The organism is Rhizobium favelukesii (genome assembly GCF_000577275.2).
Classification (GTDB): Bacteria; Pseudomonadota; Alphaproteobacteria; order Rhizobiales; family Rhizobiaceae; genus Rhizobium; species Rhizobium favelukesii.
This window is the reverse complement of sequence record NZ_HG916852.1, coordinates 3,799,647-3,818,600: the sequence shown is the minus strand read 5'-3', so window position 1 is coordinate 3,818,600 and position 18,954 is coordinate 3,799,647. Positions and strand designations below refer to the sequence as shown.

Annotated in this window: 20 protein-coding genes and 1 pseudogene; 10 read left to right on the top strand and 11 right to left on the bottom strand. The window is 61.6% G+C overall.

From position 1 onward, the window contains the following. Positions 1-7 precede the first annotated feature (7 nt). Both cobT and LPU83_RS57390 read left to right on the top strand, forming a co-directional pair. The gene (gene cobT, locus LPU83_RS57395) at positions 8-1,909 is read left to right on the top strand and encodes a cobaltochelatase subunit CobT (protein WP_024316175.1); all 1,902 of its coding nucleotides are present in this window, start codon (positions 8-10) and stop codon (positions 1,907-1,909) included. A 20-nt stretch (positions 1,910-1,929) separates the two neighbouring features. Further along, positions 1,930-2,961 (top strand): esterase-like activity of phytase family protein, encoded by a 1,032-nt coding sequence (locus LPU83_RS57390; protein ID WP_024316176.1) that lies wholly within the window; start codon positions 1,930-1,932, stop codon positions 2,959-2,961. Positions 2,962-2,991: 30 nt separating this feature from the next. On the opposite strand, the pseudogene LPU83_RS57385 reads toward LPU83_RS57390, so the two are convergent. Beyond that, positions 2,992-3,858: pseudogene (locus LPU83_RS57385) on the bottom strand (SDR family oxidoreductase); the annotation flags it as partial. Between the two features lie 129 nt (positions 3,859-3,987). Between LPU83_RS57385 and LPU83_RS57380 the strand changes: the two are divergent. Further along, entirely contained in the window at positions 3,988-4,947 is a 960-nt protein-coding gene (locus tag LPU83_RS57380) for an AraC family transcriptional regulator (RefSeq protein WP_024316178.1), read from the top strand. Positions 4,948-5,212: 265 nt separating this feature from the next. Here the strand turns inward: LPU83_RS57380 and LPU83_RS57375 are convergent, their stop codons facing one another. The 3 genes from LPU83_RS57375 to rpmB all read right to left on the bottom strand — a co-directional run bounded on the left by LPU83_RS57375 (position 5,213) and on the right by rpmB (position 6,829). Continuing rightward, positions 5,213-5,554 (bottom strand): hypothetical protein, encoded by a 342-nt coding sequence (locus LPU83_RS57375; protein WP_024316180.1) that lies wholly within the window; start codon positions 5,552-5,554, stop codon positions 5,213-5,215. A gap of 225 nt (positions 5,555-5,779) precedes the next feature. Continuing rightward, a complete protein-coding gene (locus LPU83_RS57370) occupies positions 5,780-6,415 on the bottom strand; it encodes a queuosine precursor transporter (protein WP_037070094.1) in 636 nt (211 codons plus the stop codon). Between the two features lie 117 nt (positions 6,416-6,532). Then, on the bottom strand, positions 6,533-6,829 hold the full coding sequence (rpmB, locus tag LPU83_RS57365) for a 50S ribosomal protein L28 (RefSeq protein ID WP_024316182.1): 297 nt from the start codon (positions 6,827-6,829) through the stop codon (positions 6,533-6,535). Between the two features lie 238 nt (positions 6,830-7,067). Here rpmB and LPU83_RS57360 point away from each other — a divergent pair, with 238 nt between their 5' ends. Beyond that, positions 7,068-7,844 (top strand): DUF3108 domain-containing protein, encoded by a 777-nt coding sequence (locus LPU83_RS57360; RefSeq protein ID WP_024316183.1) that lies wholly within the window; start codon positions 7,068-7,070, stop codon positions 7,842-7,844. A 31-nt stretch (positions 7,845-7,875) separates the two neighbouring features. After that, positions 7,876-8,772, top strand: a complete 897-nt coding sequence (gene yddG, locus LPU83_RS57355) for an aromatic amino acid exporter YddG (RefSeq protein ID WP_024316184.1) — start codon at positions 7,876-7,878, stop codon at positions 8,770-8,772. Here the strand turns inward: yddG and LPU83_RS57350 are convergent, their stop codons facing one another. Beyond that, positions 8,773-9,195 (bottom strand): cupin domain-containing protein, encoded by a 423-nt coding sequence (locus LPU83_RS57350; protein ID WP_024316185.1) that lies wholly within the window; start codon positions 9,193-9,195, stop codon positions 8,773-8,775. Continuing rightward, positions 9,195-9,965 (bottom strand): hydroxyacylglutathione hydrolase, encoded by a 771-nt coding sequence (gloB, locus tag LPU83_RS57345; protein ID WP_024316186.1) that lies wholly within the window; start codon positions 9,963-9,965, stop codon positions 9,195-9,197. The genes LPU83_RS57350 and gloB overlap by 1 nt, the downstream gene beginning before the upstream one ends. A gap of 54 nt (positions 9,966-10,019) precedes the next feature. On the opposite strand from gloB, the gene LPU83_RS57340 reads away from it, so the two are divergent. The 3 genes from LPU83_RS57340 to LPU83_RS57330 all read left to right on the top strand — a co-directional run bounded on the left by LPU83_RS57340 (position 10,020) and on the right by LPU83_RS57330 (position 12,933). Further along, the gene (locus LPU83_RS57340) at positions 10,020-10,796 is read left to right on the top strand and encodes a class I SAM-dependent methyltransferase (protein WP_024316187.1); all 777 of its coding nucleotides are present in this window, start codon (positions 10,020-10,022) and stop codon (positions 10,794-10,796) included. 104 nt (positions 10,797-10,900) lie between these two features. Next, positions 10,901-12,010, top strand: a complete 1,110-nt coding sequence (hisC, locus tag LPU83_RS57335; protein ID WP_037070379.1) for a histidinol-phosphate transaminase — start codon at positions 10,901-10,903, stop codon at positions 12,008-12,010. Beyond that, complete coding sequence (locus tag LPU83_RS57330; RefSeq protein ID WP_024316189.1) at positions 12,007-12,933, top strand: prephenate/arogenate dehydrogenase family protein; 927 nt, start codon at positions 12,007-12,009, stop codon at positions 12,931-12,933. The genes hisC and LPU83_RS57330 overlap by 4 nt, the downstream gene beginning before the upstream one ends. A 273-nt stretch (positions 12,934-13,206) precedes the next feature. Here the strand turns inward: LPU83_RS57330 and LPU83_RS57325 are convergent, their stop codons facing one another. Next, positions 13,207-14,205, bottom strand: a complete 999-nt coding sequence (locus LPU83_RS57325; RefSeq protein ID WP_024316190.1) for a DUF2125 domain-containing protein — start codon at positions 14,203-14,205, stop codon at positions 13,207-13,209. A gap of 51 nt (positions 14,206-14,256) precedes the next feature. Here LPU83_RS57325 and LPU83_RS57320 point away from each other — a divergent pair, with 51 nt between their 5' ends. Continuing rightward, positions 14,257-14,790, top strand: coding sequence for a gamma-glutamylcyclotransferase (locus tag LPU83_RS57320; RefSeq protein ID WP_024316191.1), 534 nt, complete (start codon positions 14,257-14,259; stop codon positions 14,788-14,790). A 2-nt stretch (positions 14,791-14,792) separates the two neighbouring features. Here LPU83_RS57320 and LPU83_RS57315 read toward each other — a convergent pair whose 3' ends face one another. The 4 genes from LPU83_RS57315 to ftsE all read right to left on the bottom strand — a co-directional run bounded on the left by LPU83_RS57315 (position 14,793) and on the right by ftsE (position 18,114). After that, a complete protein-coding gene (locus tag LPU83_RS57315; RefSeq protein WP_024316192.1) occupies positions 14,793-15,590 on the bottom strand; it encodes a lysophospholipid acyltransferase family protein in 798 nt (265 codons plus the stop codon). 84 nt (positions 15,591-15,674) lie between these two features. Then, positions 15,675-16,382, bottom strand: a complete 708-nt coding sequence (locus LPU83_RS57310; RefSeq protein WP_176703590.1) for a YdcF family protein — start codon at positions 16,380-16,382, stop codon at positions 15,675-15,677. Between the two features lie 69 nt (positions 16,383-16,451). Then, positions 16,452-17,399: a cell division protein FtsX gene (locus LPU83_RS57305; RefSeq protein ID WP_374046196.1), complete on the bottom strand. Its 948-nt coding sequence runs from the start codon at positions 17,397-17,399 to the stop codon at positions 16,452-16,454. A gap of 55 nt (positions 17,400-17,454) precedes the next feature. Next, complete coding sequence (ftsE, locus tag LPU83_RS57300; protein WP_024316195.1) at positions 17,455-18,114, bottom strand: cell division ATP-binding protein FtsE; 660 nt, start codon at positions 18,112-18,114, stop codon at positions 17,455-17,457. Between the two features lie 204 nt (positions 18,115-18,318). Here ftsE and LPU83_RS57295 point away from each other — a divergent pair, with 204 nt between their 5' ends. Further along, positions 18,319-18,948 (top strand): hypothetical protein, encoded by a 630-nt coding sequence (locus LPU83_RS57295; RefSeq protein WP_037070378.1) that lies wholly within the window; start codon positions 18,319-18,321, stop codon positions 18,946-18,948. The last annotated feature ends 6 nt before the right edge of the window (positions 18,949-18,954 follow it).

Sequence of the window (18,954 nt, the reverse complement as noted above, 5' to 3'; positions counted from 1 at the left end):
ACCGATCATGGCTGCTCGCGGTGACAATTCGAAAGCAAAGCCTGGCTCGCCAGTCGACGTCGAGCCGCTGCGGCGGGCGATAACCGGCAGCGTTCGCGCGATTGCCGGCGATGGCGACGTCGAGGTGACCTTCGCCAACGAACGCCCTGGAATGACTGCCGAGCGGATTCGTCTGCCGGAGCTTTCCAAGCGTCCGACGATGCATGAACTCGCGGTCACGCGCGGCCTCGGCGACTCGATGGCGCTGAGGCTCGCCTGCCACGACGATAGGGTGCACGCGACGATGGCGCCGCAAGGCTCCGACGCGCGGGCGATCTTCGACGCCGTCGAGCAGGCGCGGGTGGAATCGATCGGCGCGCTGCGCATGGAAGGCGTTGCTGCAAACCTTCGGTCGATGACCGATGAGAAATACGCCAAGGCGAATTTCTCCGGCATCGAGCGACAGGAGGATGCGCCGATCGGCGAGGCCATGGCCATGATGGTGCGCGAGAAGCTGACCGGTGAGAAGCCGCCAGCTTCCGCCGGCAAGGTCCTCGACCTTTGGCGCTCGTTCATCGAGGAGAAAGCTGGTGCCGAACTCGAAAACCTCTCCGGCGTCATCAACGATCAGCCAGCCTTCTCGAAGGCAATCCGCAACGTGCTTTCGGCCATGGAGATGGCGGAAGAGTATGGCGACGATGACAGCGAGCCCGATTCCGACGACGATTCGGAGCAGGAAGACCAGCCGAACGGCGACGAGCAGGATCAGGACGAGGTCGATGACGAGGCGGGTTCCGACGCTGCGCCCGTGGAGGACAGCGAAGTCGCCGACGAGCAGATGGAGGACGGCGACACCGAAGGCGCCGAAATCTCCGACGACGACATGCAGGAAGAAGGCGAGGACGATTCCGAGACGCCGGGCGAAACCCGCCGTCCGAACACCCCCTTCGACGACTTCAACGAGAAGGTCGATTACCACGTCTTCACCGAGGAATTTGACGAGACAATTACTGCCGAAGAGCTCTGCGATGCCGCGGAGCTGGAGCGCTTGCGCGCCTTCCTCGACAAGCAGCTTGCACATCTGCAGGGTGCGGTTGGCCGTCTCGCGAACCGCCTGCAGCGCCGCCTGATGGCGCAGCAGAACCGCTCCTGGGATTTCGATCTCGAGGAAGGATACCTCGACCCTGCGCGTCTGACGCGCATGATCATTGACCCGATGCAGGCGCTGTCCTTCAAGATGGAGCGGGACACGCAGTTCCGCGATACCGTCGTAACGCTTTTGATCGATAACTCAGGCTCGATGCGCGGCCGCCCGATCACGGTTGCGGCCACCTGCGCCGATATCCTGGCACGCACGTTGGAGCGCTGCGGCGTCAAGGTCGAGATCCTGGGCTTTACCACAAAGGCCTGGAAGGGTGGGCAGGCGCGTGAGAAGTGGCTTGGTGGCGGCAAGCCGCAGACACCGGGCCGTCTCAACGATCTGCGCCATATCATCTACAAGTCGGCCGATGCTCCCTGGCGCCGTGCGCGTGCCAATCTCGGCCTGATGATGCGCGAAGGCCTGCTCAAGGAGAACATCGACGGCGAAGCGTTGATCTGGGCGCACAACCGCCTGCTTGCCCGCCGCGAGCAGCGACGCATCCTGATGATGATCTCCGATGGCGCGCCGGTCGACGATTCGACGCTGTCGGTCAATCCGGGCAACTATCTGGAGCGACACCTGCGCGCCGTCATCGATCGCATCGAGACGCGTTCGCCGGTCGAGCTTCTGGCAATCGGTATCGGTCATGACGTGACGCGCTATTACAGGCGCGCGGTGACGATCGTCGATGCGGACGAGCTGGCCGGCGCCATGACCGAGCAGCTTGCGTCGCTCTTCGAAGACAAGACCGTTCAGCCGCGGGGCGGTCGCCTCCGCCGCGCCGGCTAACCGCGAAGGACGCTTTCTGGATGCTCCGGAAGCCTTTCGCCAGCCTGATATCGATCGCCCTTGCGCTGGCGGCCGCCATGCCGCCAGCGCTTGCCGATGGCGATGTCGAGGTCAGGAGCCGCGTCATCACTGACTTCAAGATCGGCTCCGACGCGACCCGGTTCGGCCCCGTCGAATTCCTCGGTGGGCTCGAGATGGTCTCTCCCCAACGGCTGTTCGGTTCGCTGTCGTCGATCCGTTTTCGATCAGACAAGACGGATTTTGTGGGCGTGCTCGATACCGGCCACTGGATGACCGGACGCATCGAGCGCGATCCGCAGGGGCGCCTGTCTGGCCTTGCCGATGTCGCGATCACCCCGATGAAGAATCGCGCCGGGGAGAGCTTTGAAGGCAAGGGGCATATGGATGCCGAGGGTGTCACGCTGCATGGCGACCAGATCCTCGTTTCCTTCGAGCAGGACCACCGCGTCGACGTCTATCCCGACCCCGGCTTCGAGACGTCGCGTGCGATCGACACCATTCCCATTCCGTTCCCCAACCGATCGCTGCGCGGCAACCGCGGCTTTGAGACCATCGCCATTGCGCCCGTGGACAGTGCCCTCAAGGGCGGGACGTTGATCGTCGCCGAACGCAGCTTAGACATCGACGGCAATGCCTATGCAGCGATTCTGGACGGGCCGTTGAAGGGACGTCTGTCGCTCGCCCATTACGGCGATTTCGACGCGACGGACGGAGCCTTCCTGCCGAATGGCGACCTGCTGCTGCTGGAGCGCCGCTTCAACGTCGCAGAAGGCATCGGAATGCGCATCCGCCGCATCAAGGCTGCCGACATCCGACCCGGCGCTGTTATGGACGGCGAGATATTGTTGCAGGGCGACTTCAACTATCAGATCGACAATATGGAAGGCTTGGATGTCTTCGCGGCCAAGGATGGGACCACGCATGTGGTGATCGTCTCTGATGACAATCACTCCATCCTCCAACGCAATCTGATGCTGGAGTTCCGGCTGGTGGAGTCGCGAGCCGGCGACACGGCTCGCCTGCAGAAATGACCGCCCGGCGTCAGCCGCCAAAATAGACCGCCGGTCGATATCCGCGATCAGCCCCGGACCGGTTGCCTGCCAACCCATTTCTTCGCGCGTGCGCTTGCTCGAGGCGAGATTGTCCATCGCCGCAAAATGCGCAAACCAGCCGAAGTGTACAGCCGCCTCCTCCGGAGACTTGGAAACGACCGGCACGTTCAGCCGGTGGCCGATGACCTCGGCGATCTCCCGGAAGCGAACGCCCTCTTCAGCGACGCCATGATAGCGGGCGCCTGCCTTGCCCTTCTCGAGCGCCAGCCTGTAGAGCTTGGCTGCATCGAACCTGTGCACGGCGGCCCAGAGATTGCCCCCCTCGCCGGTATAGACCGAAACGCCCTTCTCGCGGGCGAGGCCGATCAGCAGCGGGACGAAGCCGTGATCGCCGTCGCCATGAACCGACGGAGGCAGGCGGATCGTGATGGCGCGCACACCCCGCGATGCGGCGGCAGCGGCGGCCTCTTCGGAGGCGATGCGGGGAGAGGCGGCGGTCGGCGCATCCTCCTCGGTGGTCAACCGGCCTTTCGGGAGCAGCCCGGTTCCTGAGGTGATGACCAGCGGGCGGTCGCTCGCCGCCAACGTGAAAGCCAGCGTCTCGATGGCCCGCCGGTCGATCTCGCAGTTCTCCTTGAACCTGGAGAAGTCATGGATGAAGCCGGTATGGATCACGCCGTCGGCGGCAGCGGCACCACTGCGCAGGCTCTCCAGATCCTCAAGACGGCCGCGATGCACGGCAGCACCGGCCGCTGCAAGCAATACCGCAGCGGCATCCGAGCGGGCAAGGCCGAGGACCTGGTGGCCCGCGCCAATGAGCTCCTGAACGACGGCAGAGCCGACAAATCCCGTCGCGCCTGTTACGAAGACACGCATCGATTTCTCCCAGCTATCTCTGAATTTCGGGCCGCCCCGCGGCCTCGTCCAGATCAAGGTAAGATGTCTGGAAAGTACGGTCTATGCTATAAGGTCCGTATTATCTTCGCGATCGTCCGGAATGGCCTCATGGATCCGCTGTCAAACGTCCTGTCTCTGCTGAAGCCCCGCAATTACCTGTCTGCGGGCTTCGAGGCGGGTGGGGAGTGGTCGATCCAGTTCCCCGATCAACGAGACGGTGTCAAATGCGGCGCCGTGGTTTCCGGCCATTGCTGGCTCTCGGTGGAAGGCGTGCCAGAGGCGGTGCGGCTGCAGACGGGTGATTGCTTCCTGATGCCGAGTGGCCGTCCTTTTCGCCTGGCGACGGACCTTTCGCTGCCGCCGGTCGGAGCGGCGACGATCTTTGCGAGCGCGCGCACGGGCGGCATCGTCTCCTACAATGGCGGCGACGATTTCCTTCTGGTGAGCAGCCGCTTTGCGCTGACCGGCGCGCATGCGGGCCTGCTGCTTCGCATCCTGCCGCCCATCGTCCTCATCAGGGACGAGCCCGGCCAGGCGGCGCTGCGCTGGTCGGTGGAGCGGATGATGCAGGAGCTGCGCGAGCCGCAACCGGGCGGCTTCCTGATCGTGCAACACCTGGCGCACATGATCCTGGTTCAGGCGCTGCGGCTGCATCTCGCGGACGGTTCCCGGGCCGGTGTCGGATGGCTCTTTGCGCTGGCAGACAAGCAGATGAGTGCGGCGATGACGGCGATGCACGACGACCCGGCCCGCCGCTGGACCCTGCAGGAACTGGCGGCGCGCGCCGGCATGTCGCGCTCGACCTTTGCGCTCAGGTTCAAGGAGACGGTCGGGACCTCGCCGATGGACTATCTCGTGCATTGGCGCATGCTTCTCGCCGGAGACCGGCTGGAAAACTCCAGAGAACCCATTTCCCTGATCGCGCCATCGCTCGGCTACGAGTCGGAAGCCGCCTTCAGCACGGCGTTCAAGCGGGTGATGGGCTGCTCGCCACGCCAGTACGGCCGCAACCGGCAATCGCCGCGAGCGGAGCTTGGACAGCGCCGCCAGGTCGGAGCCGCCGATTAGCTAATTTAGCACGGGCTGCGCGTGTCTTGGCGCAGCCCGAACCGAGCACGTGCGCCTTAGGAGTTCCGCCGTAAGCGCAGGAAACCTTCCACATAGTCGTCGGCATCGTCCGGGTCGTGGTATTGGATGCTCAGTTTGGTTGCTAGGTTTGTGGCGATCTTGTCGTCAACCGTCACACATTGCGGCGAGGGTTTTCGCCGTTTCGCTTCGCTTACGGTGTTGTGCATCCGCAACATTGGTGATGCACCGCCCTGAAGCCGCCGGTTCAGATCTGGCTAGCCTCCACTGGCGCCGACGCGGACGTACGCTTCTTCTTCAGCGTCCGCAGCACCGGGCTCTTTTCCGTGGGATTCTCATCGTCGTCAGGATCGTTGGTAGAGCCGACTTCATCCATCCGGTGGGCGATGGCGAGCGCGTAGATAGTATGCAGAACGTTGCGGTCGGTGACGTCAGGATCGGTCAGGGCCAGCAAAGAGGCACGCACGATCTTCTTGCTGGTGGCCTTGGGACATCGTTCCAGCACGAAATCGAAAAGCGCATTGCCAAAAAGACCTTCCGTCGCGCCGTCCAACAGCGCCTCATAAACTCGCTTCCGCTTCTCGCTCACGCTTGCCTCCTGTTTGATGCGGTTGCGACACTTTCTGTCATAAAAACGTCATCAACAACCACCGCCGCGCAATGGGATACATAGATTTTTTTGCATTCGAGCGTGGCAGCAAAGTGTCGCGGCGAGAATCTTTCGGCAAACCGTCCAGGGGTCCTTGCCAATAATAAGAAACGGCGGAGCAAGAGCTCCGCCGAATAGCTAAGAATGGGGGCGGCGGGCGCCTGTTTAGCGCGCGGGGGCGGCCTGCATCGGGCGCAGCACGTTCATCAGTGCGCCATAGGGCAGCAGCATCACGAGGCCGACGATCATCTTCACCGCGAAGTCGCCGATCGCCCAGGAAATCCAGCGCGGCGCCTCTGCAGTGAAGACGCCGAGGATCGGGGCGGGTTCGAGCGCGAAGGGATTGTTCGGCCCGATGAAGACGAAGAAGGCCGCGAAAGCGAAGGAGAAGAAGATCACTGTATCCAGCATCGAGCCGATCAGCGAGCCGACGAGCGGCGCGCGCCACCAGGCCTGACGGCGCAGGCGGTTGAAGACCGAGATATCGAGCAGCTGGCCGGCGAGATAGGCCGAACCCGAAGCGATCGCGATACGCGGAACCGAGGTATAGAAGGACAGCGCCACACCGACGGCAAAGCCTGCAAAGACGACCTTGCGGGCAGCCTGCGGGCCGAACTGGCGGTTGGTCAGATCCGTGATCAGGAAGGCGACCGGATAGGTGAAGGCACCCCAGGTCAGAATGTCGGCCAGATTGATGCCGGCGAGCATGGCATTCAGCGGGAACTGCACGAGGAAGTTCGAGGCGACCACGACCAGCGTCATCAGCGTGACATAGATAAGCGTAAAGCGCGTCGTCAGCATTTTTTTATCCTGGGGTATGCCACCAGTTCGAGGGACAGGCCGGCAAAGCAAAAGGCTTGTCCGGATATCATCCGTGCAAGCCTTTTGAAGCCGTATGAAAGAAGAAGCAGTCGAAGCTTACGCAGCAGCGGCTTCGGCAGTCTTCTTGACGATCTGGCGACGCAGCAGACGAGCGCGCATCGACAGTTCGTTTTCACTTGCCTTCAGCAGGAAGGCATCGAGACCGCCACGGTGCTCGACGGAACGAAGAGCAGCAGCCGAAACGCGAAGACGATAACGCTGGCCGAGCGCGTCGGAGATCAGCGTAACCTGGCATAGGTTCGGGAGGAACCGGCGCTTGGTCTTGTTGTTGGCATGGCTGACATTGTTACCAGTCAGGACTGCCTTGCCGGTCAATTCGCACATGCGGGACATGGAACACCTATTCTTGTTTTTCTCGGCCATCAGTTGCACGCCCACGCAAAACCGGGCTAGCAATCCAACAGGCCATGATTGGAAAGTTGCGGTTCTATAGTCAGACAGGCCGTGCGCGTCAAGCCAAACCTTGGCATTTCCCGCAATTCTGTCAAAAAGCTCGTGTTTGCTTCGTCGTGAGACAGGCGTATAGACCGTGATGAACGGCTTTACGAGCTGCCCGAACAAGGTTCATTTCATGGCTCATCTGGGCAAACGCATTTTCATTTCCGCGGTCGCTGCGCTGATGGCCATTCCGGCCGGGGCGAGCGAGATCGTGTATCGCACGGAATACAGGGTTTCGCTTGGCATTTTGACGATTGCGCGCGCAGCCTTCCTGACGAAGATCGAGGACGACAAGAGCTACAGGGTATCTGGTGACATCAGTTCGGCCGGCCTTGCCGACCTCGTCACCAATATCTCCGCCAAGACGAGCGTCGACGGCGTGCTGCGCGGCGACCGGCTACAGGCATCCCGCTACTATCTCTACTACAGGAGCGGCAAGCGCGCCCGGACATACGAAGTGCGTTACAGCAACGGCAATATCACCTCGACGACAGTCAAGCCGCCGCGCCGGCTGCCAAAGAACTGGGTCAACGTACCGGCCAGCGACATGCGTTCCGTCCTCGACCCGATCTCAGGTCTGATCTTCCCCGGAGATGCCAATGTCTGCGCGCAGAAGCTGCCGATCTATGACGGCGAGATGCGCATGGATCTGGTGCTCTCTCCCAAGGGCGCGCAGAATTTCTCGACGGCGGGCTTCAGCGGCAAGGCGACGGTCTGCAATGTCCGGTTCGTCCCTCGCTCCGGCTACAAGAAGGGTCGCAGCGATATCGACTATCTGAGCAAGAGCAGCCGGATGGAAATCTGGTTTGCCAAGTCGGATACGGCAAATGTATATGCTCCGGTCTACGTCCGTATTCCCACGCAATACGGGCCGGTGACGATCACCGCCGTGAAGTACGGCGCAAGCTGACGGAGCAGGGGTCTCCGCAAAAGGGGGGCAGGTGAAGCTTCGGGCAACGCTAATCGGCTTTACGGCCATCCTCATGTGGTCGTTTCTGGCGCTGTTGACGGCCGCCTCCGGCAAAATGCCGCCGTTCCAGCTGTCGGCAATCTGCTTTGCCATCGGCAGCATTCCCGGCATCGTCGTGCTGACCCTCAATCCGTCGCGGCTGGCGCTGCTCAAGCAGCCGGCCAAGGTCTGGATCGTCGGGATTGCGGGATTGTTCGGTTATCACTTCCTCTACTTCACGGCGCTTCGCAATGCGCCGGCGGTCGAAGCAGGGCTGATTGCCTATCTCTGGCCGCTGCTGATCGTCGTCGGATCGGCGCTGCTGCCGGGAGAGCGGCTGCGCTGGTATCATATCGTCGGCGCCCTGGCCGGTCTTTGCGGCACCTTCCTGATCGTCGGGCGCAACGGCATCAATTTCGATGGCGCCTATGCCGTCGGCTACGGCGCTGCCTTCCTTTGCGCCTTCACGTGGTCCGGCTATTCGCTGTTGACGCGGCGGTTCGATGCTGTGTCGACCGATGTCGTCACCGGTTTCTGCATGGCGACCTCTATCCTGTCGCTGATCTGCCACCTCGGCCTTGAGACGACGATCTGGCCGGAGACGGGCCTTGAATGGCTGGGTGTTCTCGGCCTCGGCCTGTTTCCGGTGGGTGCCGCCTTCTATGCGTGGGATTTCGGCGTCAAAAATGGCGACATCCAGATCCTCGGCTCGGCGAGCTATGCCGCGCCCCTGCTTTCGACGATCATCCTGACTATCTTCGGCTTTGCCGACCCAAGCTGGCGGATCGCCTTCGCCTGCCTGCTCGTGACAGGCGGGGCGGTGCTGGCGGCGCAGGACATGTTTCGGCGGAAGGCCGCAACGGCGGAGCAAGCCACGCCCGCGGAATGATCAGGCGGCGGGCTTCCAGTCGGGCGGCGCCATTTCGAAGCTTGAGAATTCGAACCCGGGTGCGACCGTGCAGCCGACCAGCGTGTAATCTCCGAGCGTTGCGGCGGACTGCCACCAGTTGGCTGGAATGATCGCCTGCGGCCGCTCTCCTTTCAGGATGTCGGTGCCAAGCGTCAGCGTTTCACGTCTGCCTTCGTCGTCGGCGCGGTGCAGTGCAAGGGGCGCTCCTGCATAGTAGTGCCAGACCTCGGCTGCGTCGTGGACACGATGCCAGTGGGAACGCTGGCCGGCCTTCAGGAGATAGTAGATCGCCGTCGAATGTCCGCGCGAGCCACCGTCGGTGTCGCGGAAGGTCTGCACATACCAGCCGCCTTCGGGATGCGGCTCCATTCCAAGTTCGCGAATGATATCGTCCGGGGACATCAGAAATTGTCCTTGCGTCGGCGGATCTCCGCGAAGACCTCCTCGTTGCTCTTTGTTTCCATCAGCAGGTTGCGGCGGATCGCAGGGTCGGCGGCGCGCAGGAAGGGATTGGTCTCCTTCTCCAGCGCCAGCGTCGTCGGAATTGTGAACTTGTTCTCGGCCCGCAGGGCCTCGATCTCGGCCGCACGGACTATCAGGCGCTGATTGTCCGGATCGATGGTGAGCGCAAAGCGCGCGTTTGACAGGGTATATTCGTGGCCGAAGTAGACGGCCGTTTCGTCGGGCAGCGCGGCAAGCTTCTGAAGCGAGTGCCACATATCGGCGGCCGGACGCTCGAAGAGCCGACCACAGCCGAGCGCAAACAGCGTGTCAGCGGCAAAGAGCAGCTTGTCGTCGATGAAGTGGTAACAGATATGCCCGGCCGTGTGCCCAGGGGTCTCGATGACCTGTACCGTATGGTCGCCGAACAGGAAGGTATCGCCGTCGGCCATGGTCTTGTCGAGGCCGGGGATCGCCACGGCCTCGTTGACGGGGCCGATGATCTCGCAGCCATATTGCTCCTTCAGCGCGAGATTGCCTTCGACGTGGTCGGTATGGTGATGCGTGGTGAAGATATGCGAGATTGTCCAGCCGCGACGGGACGCAGCCTGCTCCACTGCGGCTGCATCGGGCGCGTCGATCGACGCCGTCAGGCCGGCTTCAGGATCGTGCACCAACACGCCGAAATTGTCGGAACGGCAGAGAAAAACGTCTAAATCCAAAGGTTTCATAGTCCCAGGCAGCCTCTTTATCGCGGGTATACCGGGAATGTAGAGAGTCCCGCCTTGAAGTCCAACCGCCCACTGATAACATTTGCCTTGATGCACGCTGATATTGTTGACCTACGCCAGTTCTATCATTCCGACCTCGGACGCATTGCCGAGCAGTCGATCGCCATGGCGCTCTCCTCGCTGTGGGTCCGGCTGCCGCAGGAACGTCTCGTTGGTCTGGGCTATGTCGTTCCCTTCCTTGATCGCTTCCAGCCCGACACGGAGAGAACCTTTGCCTTCATGCCGGCAGGGCAAGGCGCCGTGAATTGGCCGGTGGGCGCGCTCTCCACGACGGCCCTGATCTTCGACGAGGAATTGCCGCTGCCCGATTCCTCGATCGACCGGGTTTTGATGGTCCATTCCCTCGAATTTGCCGAGAGCCCGCGGGAAACCCTGAAGGAGTTGTGGCGGGTGCTGGCACCAGGCGGGCGTCTGGTCATTGTCGTACCGAACCGCCGCGGGGTCTGGGCGCGCATGGAACACACGCCGTTTGGCTCGGGGCGTCCCTATTCGCGAGGACAGCTGACGAATCTCCTGCGGGAAACCAATTTCACGCCCGGCGCGACGGCGGAGGCATTGTTCTTTCCGCCCTCAAAGCTTCGCACGATGATGCGTCTGCGCAGTGTCTTCGACCGCGTGGGACGGACCTTATGGCCGGCCTTCTCAGGCGTCATCATCGTCGAGGCGCAGAAGCGGCTCTATCAGGGCTTGCCGGTTGCCGCCCGGGCCTCGCGTCGCGTCTTCGTGCCGGTTCTGGCGCCGCATGGCGTTCCAACGACGCGCAGCCGCTAGGTCCTGACCCTAGGTCCCGCAGCACTCGACAAGACCGCCTTTCCGTTCTATTGCCACAGGGCAGTTTTCAGCCGAATTTCCCCGGTATTTCCAAGGTCGATCCCATGAGCGAAGAGAAGAGCAAGCCCGTTCCGCGTCCCGGTATTTTGGACATCGCAGCCTATGTGCCGGGCAAGGAACATGCGCCGGGCGTCGCACGCGTCTATAAGCTCTCGTCCAACGAAACGCCGCTCGGCGCGAGCCCGAAGGCGATCGAAGCTTTCCGTGAGGCTGTTGGCAATCTGGAACGCTACCCGGACGGTCAGGCCATCGAATTGCGGGAGTCCATCGCGGCAGTTCACGGTCTTAATCCGGCTAATATCATGTGCGGCAACGGCTCGGACGAGCTGCTCGGCCTTCTCTGCCATGTCTATCTGGGCACCGGCGATGAAGCGATCATCACAGAGCACGGATTCCTCGTTTACAAAATCCAGATCATGGGTGCAGGCGCCACGCCGGTCGTTGTCAAGGAGAAGGACGAGACCGTTGACGTCGATGCGATCCTTGCCGCGGTTACGCCCAAGACCAAAATGGTCTTTATCGCCAACCCGGGCAATCCGACTGGCACGTATGTTCCGGTCTGCGAGATCCGTCGTCTGCATGCCTCCTTGCCCAAGAATGTCGTGCTGGTTCTGGATGCGGCCTATGCGGAATACGTGCGCCGCAACGACTACGAAGCCGGAATCGAGATCGTTTCGTCCAATCCAAACGTCGTCATGACTCGCACCTTCTCCAAGGTATATGGCCTGGCCGCTCTTCGCGTTGGGTGGATGTACGCGCCCGCCGACATCATCGACGCGGTCAATCGTGTCCGCGGTCCGTTCAACATGAATTCGGCGGCAATCTCCGCCGGTGCCGCAGCCATTCGCGACCAGGCATTTGTGCAGGAAGCCGTAGCTTTCAATCAGATGTGGATCGAGAAGATGACGGTCGCACTCGAGGCTGTCGGTCTGAAGGTGACGCCGTCGGTCACCAACTTCGTACTCATCCATTTCCCAGACGTCGATGGCAAACGGGCGCCCGAAGCCGATGCGTTCCTGACCAGCCGCGGCTACATCCTGCGTGCGGTCAAGGGCTACGGATTCGCGAATGCGCTGCGCATGAGCATCGGGCCGGACGAGGCGAACCGTGGTGTCATCGAAGCGCTTAGCGAGTTTGTGGGACGCAAGTCATGACCGTGCAGTTCGATCGCATCGCGCTGATCGGGATCGGCCTGATCGGCTCCTCCATTGCCTATGACGTCAAGCGGCTTGGCCTGGCAAAGGAGGTCGTCATTGCGACCCGCAGCGCCGACACCCTGAAGAGAGCTGAGGAACTGCAACTCGGCGACCGCTACACGACGTCGTCGGCCGATGCCGCAAAGGACGCCGACCTGGTCATCGTGTCGGTGCCCGTTGGGGCGTCCGAGAGCGTTGCGAAAGAAATCGCCGGCAGCCTGAAGCCAGGTGCGATCGTGACGGATGTCGGTTCGACTAAGGCTTCGGTCATCGCACAGATGCAGCCGCATATGCCGCCGCAGGTTCATTTCATCCCCGGTCACCCGCTGGCGGGTACGGAGAAATCCGGTCCGGATGCCGGCTTCCCCGGGCTCTTCGAGGGCCGTTGGTGCATCTTCACGCCGATTTCAGGCACTGACGAGACGGCGTTGAAGACGCTGCGACAGTTCTGGGAATCGTTGGGCTCCAAGGTCGACGAGATGGATCCGGAGCATCACGACAAGGTGCTCGCCATCGTCTCGCACCTGCCGCATATCATTGCCTACAACATCGTCGGTACGGCAGATGATCTTGAGGCGGTCACCGAATCGGAAGTCATCAAGTATTCCGCTTCCGGCTTCCGCGACTTCACGCGTCTGGCCGCCTCCGATCCGACGATGTGGCGCGACGTCTGCCTGCACAACAAGGATGCGATCCTCGAAATGCTCGCGCGCTTCTCCGAGGACCTCGCCTATCTGCAGCGGGCCATTCGATGGGGAGAGGGCGACAAGATCTTTGATCTTTTCACCCGTACCCGCGCTATCCGCCGCTCCATCGTCCAGGCTGGTCAGGATGTCGATGCACCGGACTTCGGCCGTCCCCACCCGCTCGAAAAGAAGTAGGGTACGGACTTTTAGACATGCCGTTCCGGTGACGAGCATAGGAGTTGACCGAGCCGTTTCGCCCCTCTCTCATCCGCAGGATGGTCGAGGGTTGGCAAATAGGCTGCCCCCGCATCTCATTCCTGTGCTTGTCACAGGAATCCACTGCGCGCGCCCCAAGTCTTTCGGCCCGGGAAGCTCCCGCTAGCGTAATATCAGTCATTCACCGCGCGGACGCGCCATGGCTGGATCCCTGCGACAAGTGCAGGGATGAGGCGGGGCCACGGCTAACCCTCAGATCGGCGGGATCGATCCGAGCGGAATGAAGCCGCCGACCGTGGCGTTGCCACGCGCCACCACGAGATCCACGGAAACTTTGTCGCCGCCGCCGGCCAGCGCCTTGAGCAACTTGGCGGCTGTGTCGACCGTCTTGGCGATGTCAGGGAAGGTCTGCTTGATGCTGTCGCGCCAGGGGCCAAGCTGCTCGATCTCCAGCTTGAACTTGCCTGACAGATAGCCCTCCTCGTCGAAGGAGAAGGGGCCGCTCAGGGTCATGACCTTGCCGTCACCGATGTCGGCTACGACCTTGCGCAGTTCGCCACTGGCGCCGAAGAGCCCTCTCTGGTCGCTGCCGTCGATCATGCCGGCCTTGCCGGCAAGCGTCACGTCGGCACTCGCCGAAAGCTTGGGGAAGGCAGACCAATCCTTGATGGCGGCATTGGAATCCGTCACGGAGATCGCGCCGTCAAGATCGCCGCCGTTCTGGCGGAGATGGATTTCGGTGTGGGCGGCGTCGAAGTCGATCGTCTGGCCCGTTTGGGAGGAGACGGCGGTTCCCTTGAGCCCGTCGATGACCATCGACGAGCGGTCGATACCCTTCAGCTTGGTGATCAGGCTGGATTGCAGGCTCGCCCATTCGGCATTGAGCGACAGGCCATGGGCGCTGCGGATCTCGGCGGGTGAATCGAGCTCCCACACGATATGGCCGGGAGCGTAGACCTGCGCTGCGGAGCGCAACTGGCCGAAGCTTGCCGATACGCCGTTGACGGTATCGTCGACATCGACCTTCGAGCAGAACAGGCCGATCCGGAATGGATAGCCGCGGAAATCGATATCTGTGCACTCGCCACTGACGCCTGCAGTATTGCCGGGTGCGATTGCCCTCAGCACGGTGTTCTTCAACTGGGACGCGGCATAGAACCAAGCACCCGTATAAAGCACGATCACCAAGACGATACCGCCGCCGAGCATCCAGAATTTTCTGCCGCTGCGGGATGGGCTTGACGCTGCCATGATGTTCTCCAATGGTGTGCCGCGAGTGGGAATGTCGGTCTGGCGTGCGATATGGACGAATTTTGGGTATTTGGCTACGGATCACTGATGTGGAATCCGGGCTTCGCGTTTTTGGAGCGTTCTCAGGCTCTTGTCTATGGCTATAGGCGTTCGCTCTGCGTGCATTCCTGGGTGCATCGCGGCACGCAGCGGGATCCGGGCTTGGTGCTCGGCCTTGATCGTGGTGGTTCCTGCCGTGGAATGGCCTTCCGGATCGCGCCGGAGCAGTGGGACGAAACGATCGACTATCTCAGGGAGCGCGAGCTCGTAACCAACGTCTACCTCGAACGCTGCCTGCCGTTGCAGCTGGCGGACGGCAGGGCAAGCAAGGCGATCGCCTATGTCGTCGATCGCAGCCATACGCAATATGCCGGCGGGCTCGATGCGATCGCGGCGGCGCGGGTTGTCCACGGTGCGCAAGGCCAGTCAGGACCAAACGACGCCTACGTCTTCAACACGCTGGCGCATTTGCAGGAGATGGGCATTCGCGATCACTGGCTGGAGCAGGTGGTCGGCGAAGTGGAACGGCTGAGAAAGGCGGCCTGAGGTCAAGCCGTCGCGGCATTGACCTTCTGCAATTCCGCAAGCCGGCGAGTGGCCGTCGGCGGAAGCGGCAGGTTCGGATTGCGCTCGACGGTATCGACCAGTAGTTCATCGCTCGCCTTCTCGGTCACCTCAATCAGATGCGCAAAGAAGGCATCGGGATCCATGCCGGGCAGGATCGGCGGCAGTATCCGGACCTTGAAGTGGCCGGGATAGCGCATCGTGCTGCGTCGCGGCCAGAAGAGGCCGGGATGCATGGCGACCGGCACGACCGGTAGCTGCAGGTCACGGTACATGCGAGCGATGCCGTATTTGTAGAGCGGCTCGGCGCCCGGCGGGCGGCGCGTGCCTTCGGGGTAGATAATCAGCTGCCGGCCGCTTGCCAATTCTTCCTTGGTGCGCCTCAACGCCTCGACCATGACCTTGCCGCGTGCGCCGCGGTTGATCGGGATCATCCGCTGCTTCTTGGCATACCAGCCAAAGAGCGGGATCCACATCAGCTCGCGCTTCAGGATATAGACCGGGTCTTTCAGCCAAGGCAGCAGGGCGTAGGTATCCCAAAAAGACTGATGCTTCGGTGCCAGGATATAGCCACCATCAGGCAGGTTCTCCATGCCCTCGATCTCGAAGGTCGTACCGACGATCTTCTCCATCAACCAGTGGCTCGACAGCGCCCAGTTCTTCGGTATGCGGTAGGCGTCCTGGCGCCGCGCGACAAAATAGTAGGGCGACAGCACGATCATGCGAACGATGAGGTTGACGTAGAAGATCGTGTTGAAGAGAACGGAACGCAGGGCGATCATAAACTTTCCCAAGGCCAATGTCCGCAAAAGGCGGTTGCGCCCTCCTACACGATATTGGCCGTCAGAAAAAGGTTTCCCTCGGCTTTAGCCGGAGACGCCGGCCGAACGCAGCCCTGCATGACGGCCGAGACCCGTCAGATTGCGCGCGGCGGCAAAGAGCACTTTCGCATATTCGGCAAGCATGACCCGCACAGCGTTGGGATCGGTGAACCAGTTGCTGGTCTTCAGATCCGTGTTCACAACAGGATAGGGAATGAACTGGGTTTCGGAGTCAACATAAGCGAGCTCCGCCAGGCTGCGCGGCATATGATAGTTATTGGTGACGACGAGGACGCTCTTGTAGCCGCGCTGATGGATCCAGTTCGATGCTTCCTGGGCGTTGCCGATCGTGTCGAGCGCATCGTAGCCGATGTCGACGCAGCAGGAGAAAAGCTCCGGCGACGCCTGGGTCATCTTGCGGATCTGCTTCGGCGTGGTTGCCGGATGCACGCCTGAAATCAGCAGGCGCTTGCCGGCACCTTTCTGAAGTAGCTCGACGGCTTGGTCGATGCGCTGGTAGCCTCCTGTCAAAACGACGATCGCATCCGCGCGCGGATCGAGCGGAGGCTTCAAGGTCGTAACGGAATCGGCAAAGCGAAGGAAGCCGCCAAAAATCAGCGCGACAATGAGCACAAAGGCAACGCCGCCCCAGCGCAGCATTCGACGCACCGGACCGCGCACAGGTCGCCCGTCGGAGCGAGCAAGCTCCGTTCCAGGGCGAATCGGGGTGCGCGAAAAGTTGCCCATGCTCATGAATCAGAAAAATATATGCAGATTGCGGCGGCGAACAGACGCTTTCAAGGCAAAAAAGGCATGTAAAGCTCAATTCACGAGCCCATCGGCGCGTGTCGGATCGGAACGCAGCGTGTCGATCTCGTAAATGGTTCGCATTACCGTCAGCCGGGCCGTGAAGGTCGTCAGCAGGGCAATGACGATCATGGTGGCAAAGATGCCGGCATAGCCAAGCGCACCGACCGAAAACGTGCCGAAGAGAGCGGTTGCCTGGTCCGTCTGCGGGGTGGCCAGCGTGTGGCTCTGCAGGAAGCCGGCGGTCATGAAGAAGAGCGCGGCAAGGGCGCTGCCGACCGCTGATCCCTTGAGGCTGATCTTCAGAAAATGCTTCTGGAACTCTGTTGCGACAAACGAGCTTTCCGCGCCGACGAAGTGAAGCACCTCGACGATGTGGCGATTGCTGGACAGGGCGCCACGGGTCGCGAAAACGACGGTCAGCACCATCGCCGAAAAGACCAGCAGCAGGATGCCGGTGCCGATCATGACGGTGGTGTGGGCCATCGAAACCAGCCGGTCGACCCAGGTGCGGTGGTCGTCGAGCGAAGCCTGCGGGATGCTTTCCTTGAGCAGCGAGCGCATTGCCTCGAAATCGGGCGGGTTGTTCTCATCGATGGTGATGATCACGAGCCGTGGAACAGGCAGTTCCTTGATGTCGAGCCCGGTGCCGAGCCAGGGTTCGAGCAGACGGGCCGTTGCCGCTTCGTCGACGATCTGGCCGTCCTTTGTCCCGACAAAGGTGAGCGCGAGATCTCGCGCCTGTGTCAGCGTCTTGTCCATGTCCAGACCCTCGTCGGGCCTGATCTGGATGGTGATCTCGCGGGAAATCTGGCTCTCCCAGCTTGCCGCCGTGGAGCGGACCATGCTGACGCCGCCGAGTGTCAGACAGGCGAGGAAGGCCATGATGGCAATGACCACAATCAGCGCGTTGCCCTGGATATTGGCGGAAGGCAGAATCGGCGCCGTCGGGCGCACCTTCATCTCCGGCCGCTTCTGGCTTCGGGGAGCGGCCTCTGCCGGCGGTTTGGGGGCAGCTTCAGTCATGGATTTCGAGATGCCCTTCCGAGAGAATCATGCGGCGGGCTTCCACTTGGTCCATCAGCGCCAGATCGTGGGTCGCGATGACAACCGCCGTGCCGAGACGGTTGAGTTCGAGGAAGAGATTGAGCAGACGGCGGGCCATCGGCGGATCGACGTTCGCGGTCGGCTCGTCGGCCAGAAGGATCTCGGGACGGTCGATCAGGGCGCGCGCGATCGCGGCGCGCTGCTTTTCGCCACCTGATAGAACCGGCGGCAAGACGTTGATGCGCTCGCCAAGACCAACCCACTTCAGAAGCTCAAGCACATCGGTCTTGTAGGAGCTTTCGTCCTTGCCGCGAACACGCAGCGGCAGCGCCACGTTCTCGTAGGTGGTCAAATGGTCAAGCAGACGGAATTCCTGGAAGATGATGCCGACACGGCGCCGCAGCAGTGGCAGCTCGGGGCGCGGAATATCGGAAATGTCGCGCCCAAACATGCGGATCAGTCCACGGGTCGGTTGCAGCGAAAGGAACAGCAGCCGCAGCAGCGTGGTCTTGCCGGCGCCCGAAGGCCCCGTCAGGAACTGAAACGATTTTTTCGGAATGTCGAACGTCAGGTCCCGGAGAATTTCCGGCCCCATCCCATAGCGCAAACCGACATTTTCGAAGTGGATCAACGGCAGATCAGTCTTTTGTTTGTTCACCGCACGACTTGTTAACCAACACCATTAACAACCAGTAAATTTTACCGGAAAGACGCCGCTTTGATGGCGATCTTTGCGAAGCATTAACCATTAAAATTTACGACTGAGCAGGATTCGTTTCAATGCCGGATTTCCGTCCGGCCTGAAACCATGTGGACACCGGAAAAGGCCGTCATCATGACCTCCTCCTCGTTCAGACGCCAGGCGCCCGGTCACGCCTATGATTTTCTGCCGCCCGAACCGACCAAGCGTGAGGCCCGCCGAACTCGCCCGGCCGATGTTGCCGATGCCGAATTCGTTGTGCTTGCGAACGGTCGTACCCGGGGCTTTGTTGCCCCCAGCTTCAATGACAATCGCCAGCGTGCTTCGCAGTCGTCGAGCACATCGGCACTCATTCGGATGGGCGAAGCCTGGTTGCAGCAGGCATCGGTCAAGACCTTTGCCGCGCTCGTACTTGCGCTTTCGGTGCTGGTATTCGGCCTCTTCGGAGGGTTCTCCGGTCTCTCGCAAAGCGAGGCTGGATCAACGGATTCGCCGCTGCATTTCTCGCACGTCACCATGACGCCCCGTGATGCGAACGGAATGCGGGTATTGCTCATGAATGGCATCATCGACAATCAGAGCGGCACGACGCAGGTCGTGCGCCCCATCCGCGCCGACTTTTTTGCCGGCGAGCAGCTGACGGCAAGCATCGTTGTCAACCCGCCTGCGGATGTCATCTACGGTGGCCAGAGCCGCGGGTTTTCAACGAGAGTCCAGTACGCGGGTGGAAAAATGCCGGAAGTCCGGCTTTCGTTCATGCCGTAAGGGGTG